At 69.9% G+C, this 19,869-nt stretch carries 17 protein-coding genes; 11 read left to right on the top strand and 6 right to left on the bottom strand.

The genetic code is table 11. From position 1 onward, the window contains the following. Positions 1-18: 18 nt before the first annotated feature. A complete protein-coding gene (locus ACWGE0_RS03255) occupies positions 19-627 on the bottom strand; it encodes a hypothetical protein (RefSeq protein ID WP_452259247.1) in 609 nt (202 codons plus the stop codon). 163 nt (positions 628-790) lie between these two features. On the opposite strand from ACWGE0_RS03255, the gene ACWGE0_RS03260 reads away from it, so the two are divergent. The 3 genes from ACWGE0_RS03260 (at position 791) to ACWGE0_RS03270 (ending at position 3,761) form a co-directional block, all read left to right on the top strand. Next, positions 791-1,834, top strand: coding sequence for a hypothetical protein (locus tag ACWGE0_RS03260; protein ID WP_452259248.1), 1,044 nt, complete (start codon positions 791-793; stop codon positions 1,832-1,834). Then, positions 1,831-2,208: a hypothetical protein gene (locus ACWGE0_RS03265; RefSeq protein WP_452259249.1), complete on the top strand. Its 378-nt coding sequence runs from the start codon at positions 1,831-1,833 to the stop codon at positions 2,206-2,208. Before ACWGE0_RS03260 ends, ACWGE0_RS03265 begins: the two co-directional genes overlap by 4 nt. Positions 2,209-2,303: 95 nt before the next feature. After that, positions 2,304-3,761 carry a hypothetical protein gene (locus ACWGE0_RS03270; protein ID WP_452259250.1) on the top strand — a complete coding sequence of 486 codons (1,458 nt, stop codon included), beginning with the start codon at positions 2,304-2,306 and terminating at the stop codon, positions 3,759-3,761. Here ACWGE0_RS03270 and ACWGE0_RS03275 read toward each other — a convergent pair. The 3 genes from ACWGE0_RS03275 to ACWGE0_RS03285 all read right to left on the bottom strand — a co-directional run bounded on the left by ACWGE0_RS03275 (position 3,751) and on the right by ACWGE0_RS03285 (position 7,449). Then, the gene (locus ACWGE0_RS03275) at positions 3,751-4,512 is read right to left on the bottom strand and encodes an endonuclease/exonuclease/phosphatase family protein (RefSeq protein WP_452259251.1); all 762 of its coding nucleotides are present in this window, start codon (positions 4,510-4,512) and stop codon (positions 3,751-3,753) included. The two genes, ACWGE0_RS03270 and ACWGE0_RS03275, sit on opposite strands and share 11 nt — an antisense overlap. Before the next feature lie 59 nt (positions 4,513-4,571). Then, positions 4,572-6,557, bottom strand: a complete 1,986-nt coding sequence (fusA, locus tag ACWGE0_RS03280) for an elongation factor G (protein ID WP_452259252.1) — start codon at positions 6,555-6,557, stop codon at positions 4,572-4,574. A gap of 259 nt (positions 6,558-6,816) precedes the next feature. Then, complete coding sequence (locus ACWGE0_RS03285) at positions 6,817-7,449, bottom strand: hypothetical protein (protein WP_452259253.1); 633 nt, start codon at positions 7,447-7,449, stop codon at positions 6,817-6,819. A 50-nt stretch (positions 7,450-7,499) separates the two neighbouring features. Between ACWGE0_RS03285 and ACWGE0_RS03290 the strand changes: the two genes are divergently transcribed. The 4 genes from ACWGE0_RS03290 (at position 7,500) to ACWGE0_RS03305 (ending at position 11,928) form a co-directional block, all read left to right on the top strand. Continuing rightward, on the top strand, positions 7,500-8,096 hold the full coding sequence (locus ACWGE0_RS03290) for an SGNH/GDSL hydrolase family protein (RefSeq protein ID WP_452259254.1): 597 nt from the start codon (positions 7,500-7,502) through the stop codon (positions 8,094-8,096). Positions 8,097-8,167: 71 nt separating this feature from the next. Beyond that, a complete protein-coding gene (xylA, locus tag ACWGE0_RS03295; RefSeq protein ID WP_452259255.1) occupies positions 8,168-9,325 on the top strand; it encodes a xylose isomerase in 1,158 nt (385 codons plus the stop codon). Position 9,326: 1 nt separating this feature from the next. Next, complete coding sequence (xylB, locus tag ACWGE0_RS03300; protein WP_452259256.1) at positions 9,327-10,709, top strand: xylulokinase; 1,383 nt, start codon at positions 9,327-9,329, stop codon at positions 10,707-10,709. A gap of 79 nt (positions 10,710-10,788) precedes the next feature. After that, positions 10,789-11,928, top strand: a complete 1,140-nt coding sequence (locus ACWGE0_RS03305) for an ROK family protein (RefSeq protein WP_452259257.1) — start codon at positions 10,789-10,791, stop codon at positions 11,926-11,928. Here ACWGE0_RS03305 and ACWGE0_RS03310 read toward each other — a convergent pair. Then, the gene (locus tag ACWGE0_RS03310) at positions 11,885-12,202 is read right to left on the bottom strand and encodes a DUF6223 family protein (protein WP_452259258.1); all 318 of its coding nucleotides are present in this window, start codon (positions 12,200-12,202) and stop codon (positions 11,885-11,887) included. The genes ACWGE0_RS03305 and ACWGE0_RS03310 overlap by 44 nt on opposite strands. Before the next feature lie 133 nt (positions 12,203-12,335). Between ACWGE0_RS03310 and ACWGE0_RS03315 the strand changes: the two genes are divergently transcribed. Further along, on the top strand, positions 12,336-13,421 hold the full coding sequence (locus ACWGE0_RS03315) for a sensor histidine kinase (protein ID WP_452259259.1): 1,086 nt from the start codon (positions 12,336-12,338) through the stop codon (positions 13,419-13,421). Then, positions 13,418-14,083, top strand: coding sequence for a response regulator (locus ACWGE0_RS03320; protein ID WP_452259260.1), 666 nt, complete (start codon positions 13,418-13,420; stop codon positions 14,081-14,083). Before ACWGE0_RS03315 ends, ACWGE0_RS03320 begins: the two co-directional genes overlap by 4 nt. Here ACWGE0_RS03320 and ACWGE0_RS03325 read toward each other — a convergent pair. Continuing rightward, positions 14,038-18,156 (bottom strand): nSTAND1 domain-containing NTPase, encoded by a 4,119-nt coding sequence (locus ACWGE0_RS03325; RefSeq protein ID WP_452259261.1) that lies wholly within the window; start codon positions 18,154-18,156, stop codon positions 14,038-14,040. The two genes, ACWGE0_RS03320 and ACWGE0_RS03325, sit on opposite strands and share 46 nt — an antisense overlap. Before the next feature lie 95 nt (positions 18,157-18,251). On the opposite strand from ACWGE0_RS03325, the gene ACWGE0_RS03330 reads away from it, so the two are divergent. Beyond that, positions 18,252-18,776 (top strand): helix-turn-helix transcriptional regulator, encoded by a 525-nt coding sequence (locus ACWGE0_RS03330; RefSeq protein WP_452259262.1) that lies wholly within the window; start codon positions 18,252-18,254, stop codon positions 18,774-18,776. Between the two features lie 10 nt (positions 18,777-18,786). Further along, positions 18,787-19,704: a peptidoglycan-binding protein gene (locus tag ACWGE0_RS03335; RefSeq protein ID WP_452259263.1), complete on the top strand. Its 918-nt coding sequence runs from the start codon at positions 18,787-18,789 to the stop codon at positions 19,702-19,704. Positions 19,705-19,869 lie beyond the last annotated feature (165 nt).

Raw genomic sequence — 19,869 nt, forward strand, 5'->3', positions numbered from 1 at the left:
CGGGACGATAACCGGATTTCAGTAAACGCAGGGTGGCCGGTAACCGTCGATCTTCAGGCCCTGGAACTCCAGGTCGTTCTTGGTCTTGCCGACGAAGACCAGGCCACGGGCGTCGTCGAGCGCCTCCGCGAGCGGGTAGGCGGGCTTGCCGAGCTCGGGCAAAGTTGTCCACTTGTCAGGGTTGAAGCTGAAGAACTTCTTCACCAGCCTGCCCCGAGTGGACGGGATCTTCGTGACCCACTTGTCGCCGCCGCTCCAGTGCGACGCGGGCCGCAGCTGGACGTACAGGTCGTTGGTGGCGCGGTAGGTCATCCAGAAGCCGTGCGACTTCGTGAGGTCGGCCTGGGCCTCGAACTTGTTGCCCAGCCACACGACCATGACGGCCCAGTCGTCGGCGAGGAACTTGATCTTCGCCGTGTGGTCGTGCCTGTTCTTCGGCACGAGGATGCTGCCGGTCGCGGGCTCGGTGGCGCCTTCGCCACTGGCGATCCACTGCTGCAACCGGTCGATGGACGGAGTCTTGCACTCGCTGCCGTGCGAAGCAGTGGCCGCGGTCGTCGAGCCGAGGGTGGACATCAGCGCGCACGCGATCACCGCGACGCGGCCGAGCGTCGAATTCAAGCGCATCTGGCGGACCGTAGCGGAAATTGGTTGAACCATTGCTCGTTCACGGTTGACTGCACGACCGACACATGGCGTAACCCCCTTCACCTCGGGGCATCTTGTACCGTCCGCCGCGCGGTGGTGGGCTGGAGTCGTGTCGGATACGTTCTGGATGTTTCCAGAGGGCGTGGCCAAGTTGACCGCCCAGATCGACCGCGCCCGGGAAGACGCGACGCAGGCGAAGGCGCACGTCACCCGGTACTGCACCCTCTCGCTCGGGTCGATGGGCCTCCTGCCTGACACGTTCGGGATGACCGGGGCGCACCGGAATGCCGTGCAGTTGGTGGAGCGGACGTTCGGCGAACTGGCCAGGCGGGCCGAGTACGTGGTGGAGGGAATTCAGGCGAGTGTCGCCGATTACCAAACCGTGGACGACGAGACCAGCCGCGTGTTCGGCGTGCTCACGTCGCTGATGCCTGATCAGGGGTCGCTTCCGCCGAGTTACACGCGCTACGGGTTGACGTTTCCCGGTGTCTCGTTCTCCGATCTGGAGGAGCCGACGGGAGTGCTGCGCGATCCCGGGGTCGGGCAGAAAGTCCCGTTGTGGGATTTCGACCCGTTGTCACTGGACTGGTTCATCCCGTCGTCGTACGTGCGCGAGTTCGTCAAGGACGTCGCGGGTCGCGACCCGTTCCAGGACGTGGCGCTGGCGCTGTCCGGCGACTGGATGTTGTTCGAGCGCGCGAAATTCGTGTGGTTGCAGATCGGGACGTTCAGCCAACGGCTGGGAAAGAATCTGGCGCGAGCGGCGTATGACCTGCGAGACGTGTGGAGGGGGCGTGAAGCGGAAGCCGCCGAGCGGTATGTCCTGGCGCTGGCGAACGCCACCACGGACTTCGCCCAGTTCTGCAGGCAGTTGGTGGCTCACTACAGCAACGCGGAAACGGCAGCCAGGGAGTTCAACGAAGTGGCGTCGGGCTTCCTGGCCGACATCGTCACCAACGCGCTCCTGGGCGTCGCGACAAGGGCGGGGTTGGCCGGGCCGCCGCCGGTACGTGCGGTGGCGACTGCCGCGCTGTACCTGATCGTCGTGCGAATCGGGCAGCAGGTCGCCATGGTGGCGGACCGCTACGAGAAGCTCGAGACCGCGCTCGACGCGGCCGCCGCGTGGGTCAACGCCAGCGAGTTCACCGGACTCAACGCGCTCGGCGCGGAGAGGTCGCTGCGATGAGCGATCACGACCGGCTGGGCGTCGCGGTGCTGCGAACGCTCGCGAGGCGACCACCGTCGGACGTGATGGGCGAGATGGCGCGCGAGGTGCTGTCGGGCCGGATGACGCTCCACGAGGTGATGCGCGGCTCTGCCTACTCGGAGGCACTCACGGAGGCCGCGAAGGAGGCGGTGCGGGCCCTGGACGCGATGACACCGGAGGAACGCCGCGCGGCGGAGACGATGGGCGAACACGCCGTTGCCGACATCATCGACCCTCCGCCTCCACCACCGGCTCCCGCGCCCGAGCCCGAGCCTGGACCGAGCCGAGCACCGCTCGACAACGACTGGGACGAGGCCTTCGCCTCACCGTGGGACGAGCGTGACCACTTCTAGTGAGGTCCAGGAGTAGACCTGCCGGTGCTGGTGGGGCCGCGAAGCAACCTGGACAGCGGATTGTGAGGCCGGCTCACGGTGGTCACAGTGGCTGCGTGCGCCCTGCCAGATGGCTTGGATTCATCGCTGTCGTAACGGTTTTCTCAGTCCACCTGACCTCTCCCACCGCCGCCTCGACCGACTGCCCCGCGATCGTCGACGACCGCACCTTCGCCTCGGTCGCCACGTTGCGCGAGTTGAACGCCACCGTGGCCGGGTTCGGCGTCCGCGCCACCGGCAGCCCGGCCCACCACCGCCTGATCTCCTGGCTGGAACACCGCGTCTCCCGGCTTCCCGGCATGTCCGTGCGCTCCGAACGCTTCCCCATCACCCGCTGGCAACCAGGCCCGGGCTTCCTCGTCTCCGACGGCGTCGTGCCGGTCGCGGGGGCCATCCCCTACTCCGCCCCAGGTCTGCGGTCCGGTGAACTGGTCCGCCTGCCCGCCGGCACACCGATCACCGCCGCCAACGCCCGCGGCAAGGTCGTGCTGCGCGACTTCCCCTCCGTCGACCGCGGCTACTTCGCCGAACCCCTGCTGGACCGCGACATGGTCGACGCGGGCATCGCCGGAGCCGCCGGGGTCGTCATCGCCTTCCCGTTCCCGCACGAGCAGGTGCGGGGCTACTGGGACCCGCACCTGGGCACGCACTACCGCGTGCCCGGCGTGTTCGTCGGCTCCGACGCGGCACTGAAGCTGCAGGTCGGCCGGCGCACGACGATCGGCGTGCTGGCAGGGCGTTTTCCGGGGTCGACGCGCTCGTTGATCGCCACCCTGCCGGGACAGAGCAGCGAGCGGATCGTCATCGACACCAACACCGACGGCGTGGGCTGGGTGCAGGAGAACGGCACCGTCGCGCTGCTCGCCCTGGCCGACCACCTCGCCCGGCTGCCGTTGCGCTGCCGGCCGCGCACGATCGAGTTCGTCTTCGCGACCGGCCACCTGCACCGCCCGGCGGAAGGCAGCGAGTTCCGGGCGCGAGCACTGGATGCCGAGTACGACAAGGGTTCCGTGGCGTTCGCGTTCGTCCTGGAACACCTCGGCACGCGGGAGTTCCTGCCCAGCGCGGGTTCCCTGCAACCAACGGGCGCGGCCGAGCTCTCGGGCTGGTTCGCCGGCAGTCCCGTGCTCGCTCAAGCCGCCTCCACGGCGTTGGCCGGACGCGCGGTGGATCGCACTTTTGTGTTGCCAGGCAGCGATGTTCCGGTGCCGGGCCGGGCGCCGCCGCAGTGCTCGTTCGGTGGCATCGGCACGCACTTCCACTCGCACCTGATCCCGACGATGGCGATGATCTCCGGGCCGTGGACGCTCTGGGCACCGTCGTTCGGCGCCGCTGCCGTCGACCACGAACGGATGCGGAGCCAGGTGCTGGCCGCGGGCGACGCCGTGCTCGCACTGGGCGGCGTGCCGCGAGCCGAGATCGCCGGGCCGTACCTGGATCTCCGGCAGGCACGGGCCGATGGCGCACCGACTTGTTCACACGAACTGCCGCCGGAGTGGGCGCCTAGAAGGTGATGGAAGCCTGCACCGGCAGGTGGTCGGACGGGAACTGGCCGTCCCGGTGGTAGGTGTTGATCGCGGCCGCCTGGACCGCGGCGCCGCGGGTGAGGATCCAGTCGATGCGCGGACCGTCCGGGATGAGCGGTCCGTAGCCGTGGAACGTCCCGTACGCCGGGGTGGTCCGCGGGCCCGCGAGCCACGTGTCGGTCAGCCCGTTGGTCAGGGTGCAGTAGGTGGGTGAGGCGGCCGGGGCGTTGAAGTCGCCGGTGAGCACGACCGGCAGCGTGAAGGCGTTGATCCGGTCGCGCACGAACTCGGCGCTGCGCAGGCGGGAGTTCTCCGACTCGTGGTCGAAGTGCGTGTTGACGGCCACGAACTGCTTGCCCGTCAAGCGGTCCGCGAACCTGGCCCACGTCACCATGCGGATGACGTTGTTGCCCCACGACCTCGAACCCACGACGTGCGGTGTCGCGGAGAGCCAGTGGTGGTCGAACTCGAGCGGCTCCAGCCGGAGCGTGTCGAAGAAGATCGCCATGAACTCGTCGTGGCTGCCGCCGGCCCGGCCGAGCCCGATCCAGTCGTAGTGGGCGGGCAGGTCGTGCGCGATGTCCCGCAGCTGGACGTAAAGCCCTTCCTGAGTGCCTAACAGCGTCGGCCGTTCGTTGAGCAGCAGCTGGGCCATGACCGGGCGCCGCGCGACCCACGAGTTCGGCTCGGTGTTCGAGGCGTAGCGCAGGTTGAACGACATGACGCGCAGGGGATCCACCCTGCCGATCATGGCACAGGCCCGCGCTGCAACTCTCGCAGCGCGGGCCCGCGGTCCAACTATGCCGGCGCGTAACCGGTGGGGCGGCTGGTGAACGAGCCGCGGCCCTGCGTCCGGCTGCGCAACCTCGTCACGTAACCGAACATCTCCGCCAGCGGCACGCTCGCCGTCACCACCGTGGTGCCCGTCCTGGCGGCGGAACCGAGGATCCGGCCCCGGCGCGCGGCCAGGTCACCGAGCACGCCACCGAGATAGTCGTCCGGCACGGTGACCGTGACCTCGGCGATCGGTTCGAGCAACGTCATCGTGCCCGCCTTGAGCGCCTCGCGGAGCCCGAGCCGGCCCGCCGTGCGGAACGCCATCTCCGAGGAGTCCTTGACGTGCGTGGACCCGTCGGTGAGCGTCACCCGCAGCCCGGTCACCGGATGGCCGAGCGGGCCCTCGCCGAGCGCGTCCCGGCAGCCCTGTTCGACTGCGCGGACGAACTCCTGCGGCACCCGCCCGCCGGTGACCGCCGACCGGAACTCGAACCCGGTCTCCAGCGGTTCGGTGGTGATGACGATGTGGGCGAACTGTCCCGAACCTCCGTCCTGCTTCACGTGCCGGTAAACGAATCCCGTGACACCTGCCGCGAGGGTTTCGCGGTAGGAGACGCGAGGCCGTCCCATGGTGATCTCGATGCGGTGGTTCGTGCGCGCCTTCTCCACGGCGACCTCCAGGTGCAGCTCACCCAGGCCGGACAACACCGTCTGACCGGTCTCGGGGTCCGTCCTCACCTGCAGTGACGGGTCCTCGTCGACCAGATGCGCCAACGCCTCGGCTAGCCGGCCGTTGTCGGCACTGGTCTTCGTCTCCACCGCCACCGACACGACCGGATCAGCCGAGACCGGAGGTTCCAGCAGCAGCGGAGCCGTTGGCGCGCAAAGGGTTGTCCCCGTGCGAGCCGACTTCAGCCCCACCAGTGCCACGATGTCACCCGCGACGGCCTGGTCGACCGGCGTGTGACGGTCGGCCTGGACGCGCAGGATCCGGCCGATGCGCTCGGCCCGTCCCGCCACGCTGACCGTCTCTCCCTTGTGGAGGGTGCCGGAGTAGACGCGGACGTACGTCAACCGCCCGTTGGGAGTGGCATTCACCTTGAACACCAACGCCGCGAACGGTTCGTCCGGATCCGGCCGCCGTTCCTCGCCGTCGACGCCCCGGACCGGCGGAACGTCCACAGGGGACGGCAGGTAGGCGATCACCGCGTCCAGCAACGGTTCGATGCCGCGGTTCCGGTACGCCGAGCCGCACAGCACGACGGTGCCGGCACCCTGACGGGTCAGTTCCCGCAACGCCTTCCGCAACGTCTCATCGGACAGACCTCCAGTGAAGAACTCCTCCAGCGCGTCCGGATGCAGCTCCGCCACCGTCTCCTCCAGGAGGCGACGACGCCGTTGTGCTTCCGCCATCAGTGTTTCCGGTACGGGACCTTCCTCGAACGCGTCTGCCCAGGTCAGCGCACGCATGCGGACCAGGTCGACGACGCCGACGAACCCGTCCTCGGCGCCGATCGGCAGCTGCACCACGAGCGGAACGGTGTGCAGCCGCGTGCGGATGGACTCCACGGCGTTGTCGAGGTCCGCGCCCGCCCGGTCGAGCTTGTTGACGAACGCGATCCTCGGCACGCCGTGCCGATCGGCCTGCCGCCACACCGACTCGCTCTGCGGTTCGACGCCGGCGACCCCGTCGAACACCGCGACAGCCCCGTCCAGCACGCGCAGCGCCCGTTCGACCTCGTCGGAGAAGTCGACGTGCCCAGGCGTGTCGATGAGGTTGACGCGATGGCCGTCCCACGTGCAGCTGACGGCCGCGGCGAAGATCGTGATGCCGCGATCGCGCTCCTGCGGGTCGAAGTCGGTGACGGTGGTGCCGTCGTGGACCTCGCCGCGCTTGTAGGTGGTGCCGGTGGCGAACAGGACGCGTTCGGTGAGCGTGGTCTTGCCCGCGTCGACGTGGGCGAGGATGCCCAGGTTGCGGACGGTGTTCAGCGTGGTCGTGCGCATGGCTCAGTGCCTTTTCGATGCGAAAGGACTACAGGTCAGCGCGATGAGCCGACGAACGCCTCAGCGGGTTCGTCAGACACTCCGGTGCCCGGCGCGCAGCGGGCAGCCGGGGTGCGAAGACACGAGGATCACGTCGAAACGGGACGGGAGGACGGCAGCGGTGCGCATGGCCGGTCTCCTCTCGTCGCTCGTTCGGTGCTGGTGATCGTGGGTTGTTGATCGTGGAGTGTAGACACAGGAACACCCGCACGACAGCGGTTTAGCGAATCAGGAGCGCCTGAATCTTGCCCGCAGTGGTACCAACAACGGGCCACAGCTCGTTGTTCCCCCGGTTGGCGACGCCGGACGTGGTGATGGTGTCCAGGAGTTCCCGCAACTCGCGGACCGCGTCCACCTCCTGCTGATCGCGGAACACCTCGCCGAGTTCGAACGAGAGCTCGGGGTTCACGACGTCCTGGACGGCCCACTGCTGGAGGACGTGCCCCGGCAACACCTGGGCGAGCCGGTGGTAGAAGTCCACTCGTTTCAGCGGGCGGCGCACTCCAGCATGGATGGCCGCGTCGCGCGCCCACCACTCGACGACCTTCTCCGCCGCCTCCTGCGACTCCCACTGGCCGGGCACACTCCGGCCTCGCTTCCACTCCTTGGTGAGCTGGCGGTGCACCGCGGGCTGGTAGACCCCGCGCACCCGGAAGTCCGTCAGGTGCACCCGAGGCACGACCATCCGGGACAACGGCCCAGGGCTGCCTCGATGCTTGCCGACCACCACGACGTCCTGTCCGCCGTCACCCCACTGCGGTGGCAGCACCCAGAGTTTCGTTCCGGGTGAGAAGTGCTTCAGATCAGTGGCGGCGACGTTCGCCACCACGCACCACCCCAGGAGTTCGTCCACCGTCACAGTCTGACCAGGAACAGCACCTCGACGCTCGCCGTTTTAGGGGTATGCGTCTGTGTTTGCTCGGCGACTCCATCGCCGCGGGTGTCGGCAGCACTCGCCGCGAGGACACGCTCGGCCCGTTGCTCGCCCAGCGCCTCCGGGCGGCGGGGCACCACGTCGACCTGAGCGTGCACGCCGTCCCAGGTGCGCGGTCGGCCGACCTGCGCGCGCAGGTGCGTGCCGCGGTGGCGAGCGGGGTGGACATCGCCGTGGTGGTGATCGGGGCGAACGACCTGACCAGGTTCATCCCCGCGCACGTCGGGGCGCAGCAGCTGCACGACGCGGTCACGGAGCTGCGCCTGGCAGGCGCCGAGGTCGTCGTCAGCACCGCGCCCGACCTGAGCGTCGTCGCCCACGTGCCGCCCGCGTTGCGCGACGTCGTGTCCGCCGTGAGCCGGGACTACGCCCAGGTGCAGCAGCAGGCCGTGATCCGAGCGGGCGGCGTGGTCGCCCACGTCGAACGCGTCGTCACGCCGCGGTTCGCCGCGGACCCCTCGCTCTTCGCCCCTGACCGCTTCCACCCGTCCGCCGCCGGCTACCGCGAGATCGCCGAGGCACTCGCGCCCGCGGTCGAGGCGGTCGCCACGCGGCACAGCGCCTGAGCGATTGCGATCACGGGCCGCGCGTCGTACTGTCCAGACTAAGTTCAAGCATTGAACGAACGAGGTGGAAGATGACTGCGCCCGCTGCCCCCACTCCCGCAGACAAGTTCTCCTTCGGTCTCTGGACCGTGGGCTGGCAGGGTCGTGACCCGTTCGGCGAGGCCACGCGGCCTGAGCTGGACGTCGTCGAGGCGGTGCACCGGCTGTCCGAGCTGGGCGCCTACGGCCTGTCGTTCCACGACGACGACCTGTTCGGGTTCGCGGCGACGGACCGCGAGAAGCAGATCGGCAGGCTTCAGGGCGCGCTGGCCGAGACCGGGATGGTCATCCCGATGGTCACGACGAACCTGTTCAGCCACCCGGTCTTCAAGGACGGCGGCTTCACCAGCAACGACCGCGCGGTGCGGCGGTTCGCGCTGAAGAAGGTGCTGCGCAACATCGAGCTGGCGGCCGAGCTCGGCGCGGAGACGTACGTGCTGTGGGGCGGGCGCGAGGGCTCGGAGTACGACACGGCGAAGGACGTCCGCGCGGCGCTCGACCGGTACCGCGAGGCCATGAACCTGCTGACCCAGTTCGTCACGGACCGGGGATACAACCTGCGGTTCGCGATCGAGCCGAAGCCGAACGAGCCGCGCGGCGACATCCTGCTGCCGACGGTCGGGCACGCGCTGGCGTTCATCACGACGCTGGACCGCGCCGACCTGGTCGGGCTCAACCCCGAGGTCGGGCACGAGCAGATGGCCGGGCTGAACTTCGTGCACGGCATCGCGCAGGCGTTGTGGCACGACAAGCTGTTCCACATCGACCTCAACGGGCAGCGCAGCATCAAGTACGACCAGGACCTGGTGTTCGGGCACGGCGACCTGATGAACGCGTTCGCGCTGGTCGACCTGCTGGAGACCGCCGGTTACGCAGGGCCGCGGCACTTCGACTACAAGCCGTCGCGCACCGAGGACATCACCGGCGTGTGGGACTCGGCCAAGGCGAACATGTCGACGTACCTGCTGCTCCGCGACCGCGCCAAGGCGTTCCGGGCCGACCCGGAGGTGCAGGAGGCGCTGGCCGTGGCGGGTGTCGCGGACCTGGGCAAGCCGACGCTCGGCGACGGCGAGTCCTACCAGGACCTGATCAACGACGACAGCTTCGACCCGGACAAGGCCGGCGAGCGCGGCTACGGCTTCGTGCGCCTGAACCAGCTCGCGCTCGAGCACCTCGCCGGGGCGCGCTGACATGACGCTCGTCGCGGGCGTCGACTCCTCGACGCAGTCGTGCAAGGTCGTGGTGCGTGAGGCGGAGACCGGCAAGCTCGTCCGGGAGGGCCGCGCGTCCCACCCGGACGGCACCGAGGTGCACCCGTCGCACTGGTGGAACGCACTGCAGTCGGCGCTCGCGGACGCCGGCGGGCTCGACGACGTGGCGGCATTGAGCGTGGCGGGCCAGCAGCACGGCATGGTCTGCCTCGACGAGGACGGCGACGTCGTGCGGGAAGCGTTGCTGTGGAACGACACCAGGTCCGCAGGTGCCGCAGCTTCGTTGACCGACGAGCTGGGCGCGGAGCAGTGGGCGGCGCGGATCGGGCTGGTCCCGGTCGCGTCGTTCACCATCACCAAACTCCGCTGGCTCGCCCAGCACGAACCGGCCAACGCCAAGCGCACCGCCGCCGTCTGCCTGCCGCACGACTGGCTGACGTGGCGACTGCGCGGTACCGGTGATCTCGCCGACCTGGTCACCGACCGCTCGGACGCGTCCGGCACCGGCTACTTCGACTCGGTCGCCAACGCCTACGTGCCGGACCTGGTCTCCCTCGGCCTGGGCCGCTCCGACGTGTTGCTGCCGCGCGTGCTCGGTCCCTCCGAGTCGGTCGACGGCCCCATGCGCCTCGGCGCGGGCGCCGGTGACAACGCGGCGGCCATGCTCGGCGTCGGCGGAGGCACGGACGTCGTGGTGTCGCTCGGCACGTCCGGCGTCGTGACCGCGACCAGCGAGGTCAGGGCTTCGGACGCCTCCGGGATCGTGGCGGGTTTCGCAGACGCCACAGGCCGCTACCTACCGCTGGCCTGCACCTTGAACGCCGCCCGTGTGCTGGACGCCACGGCCCGCATGCTCGGCGTCGATCTCGCTCAGCTGAGCGCGCTGGCGTTGTCGGCCAAACCCGGCGCCGAAGGCGTGGTGCTGGTTCCGTACCTGGAAGGCGAACGGACCCCGAACCTGCCGGACGCGACCGGCGCCCTGCACGGCCTGACGCTCAGCAACTCCACGCCCGCCAACATCGCCCGCGCCGCCGTCGAAGGCATGCTGTGCGGCCTCGCGGTGGGGCTCGACGCCCTCGCCTCGCAGGGTGCGGAAGTCACGGGCGTGCGCCTCGTCGGCGGTGCTGCGGTGTCTCCGGCCGTGCGGGAGATCGCGCCGATGGTGTTCGGCGTGCCGGTCACCGTGCCCGCGCCGGGCGAGTACGTCGCTGACGGTGCCGCGCGGCAGGCTGCCTGGGCACTCGCGGGCGGGGATCTGCCGCCGGAGTGGTCCGGGGCCGAGAGCACGCGGTACGAGGCTGCGGCGGTGCCGGAGATCCGGGCGCGGTACGGGGAGGCGGCAGAGCGGTACCTGAGCCGATGACGGCCGAACGGCGGCGGGCGACGGCTCACAGGGGCGGTCCAGCGCGGGCCGCCGTGGCCCCGCAGCGATACTGGGCGCGATGACCACCGTCGACCACCTGCGCCAGGTTCGCCTCGGCAACCTGCGGACGGTCCTGCTCGCCCTGGTCGACCGGCCCGGCTCGCGCGCCGACCTCGCGGCTCGCACCGGGCTGACCAAGGCGACGCTGTCCAACCTCACCGAGCCGTTGCTGGCCAACGGGATCCTTCTCGAGGAACCCGCCACGTTCGCCGGCGTCGGCAGGCCGTCCAAGCCGCTGCGGTTTCATCCGGAAGGGCCGGTCGCGGTCGGCGCGGAGATCAACGTCAGCCACCTCGCCGTCGAGACGCTGGGACTTGACGGTGAGACGATCCGCCGTCATCTCGTGCCCGCCGACATGCGCAAGGCCACGCCGGACGAGGTGCTCGACCGGGTGACCGAGCTGATCCGCGAGATCACCGGCGACCGCAAGCTGCTCGGCGCCGGACTCGCGGTACCGGGTGTGGTGCACGACGGCGTTGTCGTCAGAGCGCCGAACCTGCCCAACCTCGTCGGCGTATCGCTGGCCGGCGCGCTCCGCGATCGGCTCCAGCTCGACGTCGAGCTGGACAACGAGGCGAACCTCGCCGCGCTCGCCCACCTGTGGCCGCGGCACCTCGCGGGTGAGGACTTCGTGCACGTGTCGGCGGACGTCGGCATCGGCGCCGGCGTGGTGCTGAACGGTGAGGTTTACCGCGGGGCCAGCGGGTTCGCGGGCGAGCTCGGACACGTGGTGATCGAACGCAACGGCACCAAGTGCACCTGTGGCAGCCGTGGGTGTGTGGAGCGGTATGCGGGGCTCGACGTCATCCTGCGGGAGGCGGGACGACGCCGGCTCGACTCGCTCCACAAAGCACTCGAGGGCGGCGATCCCAAGGCGCTGAACTCGGTTCACCAGGCCGGGACGGCGCTCGGGGTCGGGCTGGCGACGTTGATGAACCTCTTCGACGTGCCCACGGTCGTGCTCGGCGGCAGCTATGCCGTGTTGTACGAGCATCTCAGCGCCGCTGTTCAGTCCGAAATGGACACCAGGGTGCTCGCGGGCGGCGAGCGGCACACCCGGCTGACGGCATCGCCGCTCGGCGAGTTCGCCGTCGTGCGGGGTGCGGCCGGGCTGATCACCCGGCGCGCTGTGCACCAGCCCGAGCGGCTTTTCGCATAGCCAGGCCGCCCAACAGACAGGCGACCAGGCCCACCACCAGCGAGACGTAGCCGCCGACGATGCCGTAACCGGTGCCGGGACCGCCCTTCGCCATCAACACGACCAGCGCGCCGATCACCACCCCGGTCGCGCCGGCGGCGACAGCGACGACGGCACCCCGGCGCCGCGTCAGCGCCAGCACTCCGAACACAACTCCGACCAGGCCGAGCGCTCCGCCCACCAAGGACCAGGCGCGCCCCGCGGTCATCTCATAAGCAGCCTGTGCAAGTGACATGGGCACCAGCCTGTCCGAGAGACCCACCGCGGGTCGTCGTGCGAGCGCAGACAGTGCCTACTGCAGGCGTAGTAGGCGAACAGTCATCCCCACGCAGGATCTACCAGCGCGAACATCGGTTTAAGGTGCAGCAATGAACAGGCGCTGGCTGGACTGGGCGATCGCCGCGGGAGTCGCGGCGAGCCTCGTGGTGGCCGGGCACCCCGCCACCGCACCGGGCTACGTCCTGCTGGCCGCCAGCGGACTCGTCCTCGTCGCACGCAGAACAGCACCCCGAGCCGTGCTCGCCGCCACCGGACTCCTCGCGCTGGGATACCAGGCGACCGGGGCCGAGGTCCCGGTGATCGCGTTCCTGTTCGCCGTCTACGCGACGATGAGGGCCGGCCATCGCGCGGTCACGCTCGCCGGGTCCGTGCTGATGATCGCCGCGCTCCCCCTCGCGGCACTCCTCTCGCCGCGCGACCTCACCACCTACGAGGCGTTCGCGCAGACCCGGGACGTCCTCCAGATCGCCTGGCTCATCGCCGCCGCGGCCGCCGGGGAAGCGCTCAGGCAGGCCGAACGAAGGGCCGACGAAGCCGAGCGCACCAAGGAAGAGACGGCCAGAAGGCGTGCGAACGAGGAACGCCTCCACATCGCCCGCGAACTCCACGACTCGCTCACGCACCAGATCTCGGTGATCAAGCTGCAGGCCGAGGTCGCCGTCCACCTGGCCCAGAAACGCGGCGAACAGGTACCGGAAAGCCTCGTCGCGATCCGGGACGCCGGACGAGAAGCGGCCAGGGAGCTCCGCGCCACGCTGGAAGCACTGAGAGACGACGACAAGAACCCGCCGCACGGCATGGACGACGTCCCCGAGCTGGTCCAGCGAGCCAGAGCCACCGGCCTGGACGCACAACTCACGATCGAAGGCCGCCACGATGGTGTTCCCGCGGCGGTGGAACGGACGGCGTACCGGATCGTGCAGGAGTCGCTGACCAACATCGCGCGGCACGCCGCCGCCGCGAGCGCGAAGATCAGCATCGACTACCGGCCGGACGCGCTGCTCATCCGCGTCGACGACGACGGCACGGCATCGCCCACGAACACCGCCGAACCGGGTGTCGGACTGCTGGGCATGAGAGAACGGGTAACCGCTCTCGGCGGCAAGCTCAACGCCGCACCACGCAACGAGGGCGGCTTCACCGTCCAGGCCGAACTCCCCGTGGCACAGCCATGATCCGCGTCCTGCTGGTGGACGACCAGCCGTTGATCCGCAGCGGTTTCCGCGCGCTGCTCAACGCGGAGGACGACATCGAGGTCGTGGCGGAGGCCGCGAACGGCCGGGAAGGCCTGGAACAGGCCCGGAAACACACCCCGGACATCGCGCTGATCGACATCCAGATGCCCGAGGTCGACGGCATCGAGGCGACCAGGCACATCGCCGCTGACCCCGCGCTGGCCGGCACGCACGTCGTGATCCTCACCAACTACGGCCTCGACGAGTACGTCTTCCACGCCCTGAAAGCCGGCGCGGCAGGGTTCCTCGTCAAGGACGTCCAGCCGGAGGACTTCCTGCACGCCGTCCGGGTCGCGGCGCGCGGCGACGCGCTGCTCGCCCCGTCGATCACGCGCAGGCTGATCGACCGGTACGTCAGCCAGCCGCTCAAACCCAGCACCAGCCTCACCCAGCTCACCAACCGGGAGCGCGAAGCCGTGGTGATGGTCGCGAGGGGCCTGTCGAACGACGAGATCGCCGCGAGCATGGTGATCAGCCCGCTCACCGCGAAGACCCACGTCAACCGCGCGATGACCAAGCTGCACGCCCGCGACCGCGCCCAGCTCGTCGTCATCGCCTACGAGTCGGGCCTGGTCGTGCCGCACACCTCGGAACGCGGATAGGTCTCCGCGCATATCCGCTTCTCCGCGTCCACGGTGGACAGCGACCAGCGGATGATCCGCGAGTCGTTCGCGCCGGACACCAGCTCGTCCTCCCGCGTGAACGCCACGGCCTGCACCGGACCGGTGTGCCCGGTCAGCGTGGCGCCTGTGCGGGTGCCGAGGTTCCACACGACGACCGCGTCGTCCTCTCCCCCGGACGCGAGCGCATCCCCGGACGGGCTGAACGCCAGCGTCACGACCGGCGCGGAGTGGCCGGACAACGTCATCAGCTCGGCACCGGTGGCCACGTCCCAGACCTTGACCGTCCGGTTCGCGCCCGCCGTGGCGAACCTGGTGCCGTCCGGGCTGATCGCCACGTCACGCACATCACCCTGACCGGTGCTGACGCGCCGTTCGAGCTTGTCGGCGGCCACGTTCCACAGCATCGCGCCGCCTGCCGGGTCGGTCGAGATCAGCAGGCGGCCGTCGGGCGTGAACTCGACGGCGCTCGCGATGTACGGGCCGCCGGAGAACGTGCCCTGCGCGAGGTCGGGCAGGCTCCAGCGGAACCGGCCGAGCGACGCGGTGACGATCCCGCGCCCGTCCGGCTGGTAGGCGATGTCGGTCGAGGCTCCCAAACCGCTGTAGGAGAACGACGACAGCCGCGAGCGCCGGGCGACGTCCCAGATCGTGATGGTGTGGTCGCGGGTCAACGCGGCCAGCCGGCTGCCGTCCGGGCTGAACGACACTGACTCCACCCGGTCCGGATGACCGTCCAAAGTGGCCAGAGCGGTGCCGTCGAGCTGCCACAGCCGCACGGTTCCGTCGTCACCGGCGGACGCGACGGTGTCCTCGAAGACGTCGATGTCGTTGACGCCGTCGGCATGTCCGGTGAACGCGGGCACGGCGTCCTCGCGCACCGCGACGGTCCGGCCGAAGCCGCCGGACACCAGCAACGTGCCATCACGGCCCAGCGCGAGCGATCTGGACTCGGTGCGGCCGCGGTCGCGATAGGTCGTGATGGGGCGGCCGGTGCGGATGTCCCAGATCGTGATCAGCCCGTCCTCGTCCGCCACCGCCATCCGCCCGCCGACCGGCGCGGACGCCTCCCACGCGTACGGGCCCTGTTTCGGCAGCTCGGACAACAGCTTCCCGGTCACGTCCCAGAAGTTCACGCCGTTGCGCAGGGTCGCCGTGGTGATCTTGGCGGGGCCGTCGAAGCTGACGTTGTTGACCTCCAGCGACGGGATCTCGCCGACCCTGCTGCCGGCCGCGACGTCCCAGACCAGCGGATGGTCCTTGCCGTTCGCGGTGACGAGCAGAGCGCCGTCCGGGCTGAACGCCAGCGAGTTCACCTCGTGCGCGTGTCCTTTCAGCACCCGGCTGGTCTTCGAGGCCACGTCCCACATCTGGACGTCGCCGCCCGCGACACCGACCGCGAACGACGTCCCGGCCGGGTGGAACGCGAGCCCGGTGGTGAGCACCTCGAACCGTTTCGAGAACACGACCTGGCGGGTTGAAAGGTCCCACACCACGACGTCGCCGCGGCTGCCGGCCAACGTCGGCATGGTGGCGTTCGAGGCGATGAACCTGTCGTCCGCGCTGAACTCGACCTGGCGGGCGTACCCTCCCTCGGTGAGTCCATTGTGGTCGGACAACAACAACGTTCGCTCACGCGTCTTGGGATCCCACAGGGTCACGTTGCCGTCGCGGTCGGCGGTGGCGATCACGTCGCCCTTGTGCGACACGCTCACGTCCAGCACGGGCGGGCCATCGGTGTTCAGGTCGACGCGCCGCCGGGGCGCGGAGGCGGTGCTGAGCAGGGCACCTCGGGTGTCGTCGTCCGCGTGCAGCCGGTACGCCGAGATGGCGAGCTGCCCGGCGAGGTCGGGTGCCGTGTCGACGAGACCGCGAGCCGACAACGCGAGCTGGTGCGACTGGTCGATCCGTTGGCGCAGCTGGGCTTCCCGCGACTGCCACCACGCGACACCGCCACCGCCCGCGGCGAGCACGAGCAGCACGCCCATGATCGCGACGAGCTTGGTGAGCAGCCGGTTGCGGCGCTTCACGGTCACCTGCTCGGCCTCGTCGCGGTCACGGCTCGCCAGGAGGAACGCCTCCTCGGCCGCGTTCAGCTCGCCGGGGTGGTCCTGCGCCCAGGCGGACGCGGTGATCAGCTGGGTGCCGCGGTAGAGCGCGCCGTCGTCCTGGTCCAGCTCGGACCACGTGTGGGTGGCCGCGGTGAGCCTGCGGTGCACCAGCAACGTCGAGCGGTCGTCGGAAAGCCACCGCTGCAACCGCGGCCAGGCGCGGATCAGGGCTTCGTGCGCGATCTCGACGGTGTCCTCGTCCAGCACGATCAACCGTTCGGCGACCAGCCGGTCCAGCACACCGTCGATCACCCGCGGTGCGGCGATGCCGTCGAGTTCCGCGCGGCGGATCGGCCGGCGGGTGTCCTCGGTGCCGTCGCCGAACGCGGTGAGGCGCACCAGGATCCGGCGCATGGCCTGCTGTTCGGCCTCACCGAGTTCGTCGTAGGCGCGTTCGGCGGTCTGGGCGATCGCGCCGTGCACCCCGCCACCGGCCCGATACGCGGCCAGGTTCAGCTCGGCGCCGCAACGTTGCCAGGTCTCTACGAGCGCGTGCGAGAGCAACGGGAGCCCGCCGGGTTCGGCGTCCACGTCGGAGAGGACGGTGGCGAGCAGGTCGGCGGCGACGGACAGGCCGCTCATCGCCGCCGGGCGCAGCACGATGTCCCGCAGGTCGGCGGTCGACGGCGGCCCGACCAGCACGGTCGCCTCGTCGGCCAGCGCGGTCACCAGGCCGGGGTGCTGCGTGACGTGGGCGAGGAAGTCCGCCCGGATGCCCAACACGACCCGTGTGCGCCGGTGCGGTCCCTGCGCCGCGTCCAGCAGCACGGCGATGAACTGTGAGCGCTCACTTTCGTTGGCACATAACGTGAACAGCTCTTCCAGCTGATCCACGACGAGCAGCACGCGCACGTCGTCCGGACCGCCGGAGAGCGCGTTGCGCACGTCGACGTCGAACGCTGCCGGGTCGCTGCCCAGGTCAGCGCGCTTGCCGGTGATCGACGCGAGCGCGGTGGTGAGCGCTTCCATCGGGCGCGCGGTCGGGGTGATCACGACCGGCCGCCACGTCTCGCCGAGCCCGCCGACGACACCGGCCCTGAGCAACGAGGACTTGCCGCTGCCGGACGCACCGAACACCCCGACGACGGGATAGCGCTCGATCCTGCGCGTGACCAGTTCGACGAGGTGGTCGCGGCCGAAGAACCACGGGTGGTGCTCCGGCTGATACGCCATCAGGCCGCGATACGGGCAGTCGGCGCGGGAGAGCTTGGGCGGAACGGGTTCGTCTACCTGCTCGCCGCGCAGCATCGTCTCGTGCAGGCCGCGCAGGTCGGGGCCCGGTTCGATGCCGAGGTCCTCGACGAGCCGTTCGCGCGCCCGCCGGAACACCTCCAGCGCCTCTGCCTGCCGGTTCGCCCCGTAGAGAGCCGTCATCAGCTTGGCGTGCAACGGTTCCCGGTACGGGTGGGCCTCCGCGAGTTCGGCCAGCTCACCGATCACCTCGGCGTGCCTGCCCAGGGCCAGCTCCGCGGTGACACGCGCTTCGACGGCTCTCAGCCGTGCCTCGTCGAACCGTGCCGCGAACTGGTCGGGCAGGTCCGGATAAGCCGGTCCGCGCCACTTGCCGAGCGCCTCGGCGAGCAGATCCGCGGCCTTGGCCGGGTTGCCATCGGCGAGCGCCTGTTCGCCGTCCTCGGCCAGCTGATCGAAACGGTTCGAGTCGAGTTCACCGTCGTGGATCGTGAGCTCGTACCCGGTCGGCTTGCGCGTGATCCGGTCGCCGAGATCGAGCGCGCGTTTGAGCTGGTAGACGTACAGCCGCACGTTCTCCTGCGCGGAGGCCGGTGGAGACTCCCACAACGCCTCGATCAACCGCTGCGGCGAGACGGGCGTGTTCGCGTGCCGCAGCAGCATCGCGAGCAGGATCCGTTGCTTCGCCGAACGCAACGGCACCTCGGCGTTCCCTGCCACGACGACGAGCGGACCGAGCACCCGGAACTCCACGCACCCTCCCCACGATCGGCGGAACGGTAACAACGACCAGGCGTTATACGCAGCCGATACGGGAAAATACGGTCCTCAGCAGACCGTTCCGGGCTGTGCGGAAAATCCATGTCGCGCTGTCGCTGCACAGCGCCCTGCTGGCAGACAAGATCTCCTCGCGCCTCGCCGCCCTGCCATGGGCTGCCCCAGGCACTCCCGCCGATGTGACCGTTGCCGACGCCTCCACCGCCAGTGGGCCGCGGACCGTCGCGGTGCTGCCGTTCGCCGGTGCCGTCGACGGTCTGGTCCGGGCGGGCGTGACCGGGCTCGTGCTCGCCGACGACCCGCTGGACGACATCGTGCGGGCGATCCACGACGTGCACCGGTTCGGCGGCTGGGTGTCGCCGCGGCTGGTGTCGTCCCTGCTGCCCACTCCCCCGCCGGCGTCGCTCACCGACCGCGAGCGCGAGGCGTTGCGGCTGGTGGCGGAGGGGTGGGAGAACGCGGAGATCGCCACCGCCATGTTCATCACGGTGAGCGCGGTCAAGTACCACGTCTCCAACCTGCTGAGGAAGTTCGGCTGCCGCGACCGCACGCAACTGGTCTCGCGACTAGGGCGGCCGGTGCTGGTGCGTTCCTAGCGTGCTGGGCATGAGAATCCTCGTTGCCGCCCTGATCTCGTTCGGGGTTCTGATAGGACTCGTCAGCCCTGCTCAGGCCGCTCTGCCGGCGTGGCCGAACGTCAAGGTCGGCCAGACCGGCTCGAACGTCCTGACCGCCCAGCACCTGCTGCGCCACCGCGGCTACAACATCGGCGCCGACGGTGAGTTCGGCCCGGCCACCGAGACGGCGGTCAAGCAGTTCCAGAGTGCCAACGGCCTGTCCTCCGACGGTGAGATCGGCCCGAACACCTGGCCGAAGCTGATCGTCAGCGTCCAGCGCGGCAACAACAGCAACGCGGTCCGCGCCGCCCAGGTCCAGCTCAACCGCTACGGCTACGGCCTGGCGGAGGACGGCGACTTCGGCGGCGGCACCCACAACGCCGCGGTCGCGTTCCAGAGCTCGAAGGGCCTCACCGCCGACGGCGTCGTCGGCCCGAACACCTGGCAGACCCTGGTCGGCGGCACCCCGTCGTCCGGTGGCGGCTCCTACAGCCTGCCGCTGGCCAAGAGCGCCCTCCCGCGCAGCGAGTACGACGACCCGCACCACGACTACCCGGCCATCGACCTGCCCGTGAACAACGTTCCGGCGTACGCGGCGGTCACCGGCACCGCCTACCGCATCAACGAGCCCAGCGGCTGCGGCAACGGCCTGCGGATCGTCAAGAGCGGCGTCGACTACATCTACTGCCACTTCTCCGGGTGGTCCGTGGCGAACGGTGCCGCCGTCAAGGCCGGCGACCGGGTCGGCACGACCGGCAACACCGGCAACTCGACCGGCCCGCACCTGCACTTCGCGATCAAGATCAGCGGGACGTCGTACTGCCCGCAGAACTTCCTGCTCGCGATCTACGACGGCCGCACGCCGCCGGCGCCGTCCTCGCTGCCGAGGACCGGCTGCTTCTACTGAGAGCAGGCCGCCAAAGGTCTGTCCGTGACGCGCCAAGCAGCCGTCGCCTGGCCCTGATGGCGTCCGCAAGTACCACCAACTCAACATCGACAAGCACTTTTCCACTACCAACAGCTCCCGGACCCGTCGGGAGCGAACAGGTTGGGTGTAGTTGAGGGCGATTCG

Source organism: Lentzea sp. NPDC054927 (assembly GCF_053610285.1).

Coding starts and splice junctions, on each gene's coding strand:
- ACWGE0_RS03255 (WP_452259247.1), bottom strand. CDS start 627: ATGCGCTTGAATTCGACGCTCGGCCGCGTCGCGGTGATCGCGTGCGCG.
- ACWGE0_RS03305 (WP_452259257.1), top strand. CDS start 10,789: ATGACCACCGTCGACCACCTGCGCCAGGTTCGCCTCGGCAACCTGCGG.
- fusA (WP_452259252.1), bottom strand. CDS start 6,557: ATGCGCACGACCACGCTGAACACCGTCCGCAACCTGGGCATCCTCGCC.
- xylB (WP_452259256.1), top strand. CDS start 9,327: ATGACGCTCGTCGCGGGCGTCGACTCCTCGACGCAGTCGTGCAAGGTC.
- ACWGE0_RS03310 (WP_452259258.1), bottom strand. CDS start 12,202: ATGTCACTTGCACAGGCTGCTTATGAGATGACCGCGGGGCGCGCCTGG.
- ACWGE0_RS03320 (WP_452259260.1), top strand. CDS start 13,418: ATGATCCGCGTCCTGCTGGTGGACGACCAGCCGTTGATCCGCAGCGGT.
- xylA (WP_452259255.1), top strand. CDS start 8,168: ATGACTGCGCCCGCTGCCCCCACTCCCGCAGACAAGTTCTCCTTCGGT.
- ACWGE0_RS03290 (WP_452259254.1), top strand. CDS start 7,500: ATGCGTCTGTGTTTGCTCGGCGACTCCATCGCCGCGGGTGTCGGCAGC.
- ACWGE0_RS03315 (WP_452259259.1), top strand. CDS start 12,336: ATGAACAGGCGCTGGCTGGACTGGGCGATCGCCGCGGGAGTCGCGGCG.
- ACWGE0_RS03335 (WP_452259263.1), top strand. CDS start 18,787: ATGAGAATCCTCGTTGCCGCCCTGATCTCGTTCGGGGTTCTGATAGGA.
- ACWGE0_RS03265 (WP_452259249.1), top strand. CDS start 1,831: ATGAGCGATCACGACCGGCTGGGCGTCGCGGTGCTGCGAACGCTCGCG.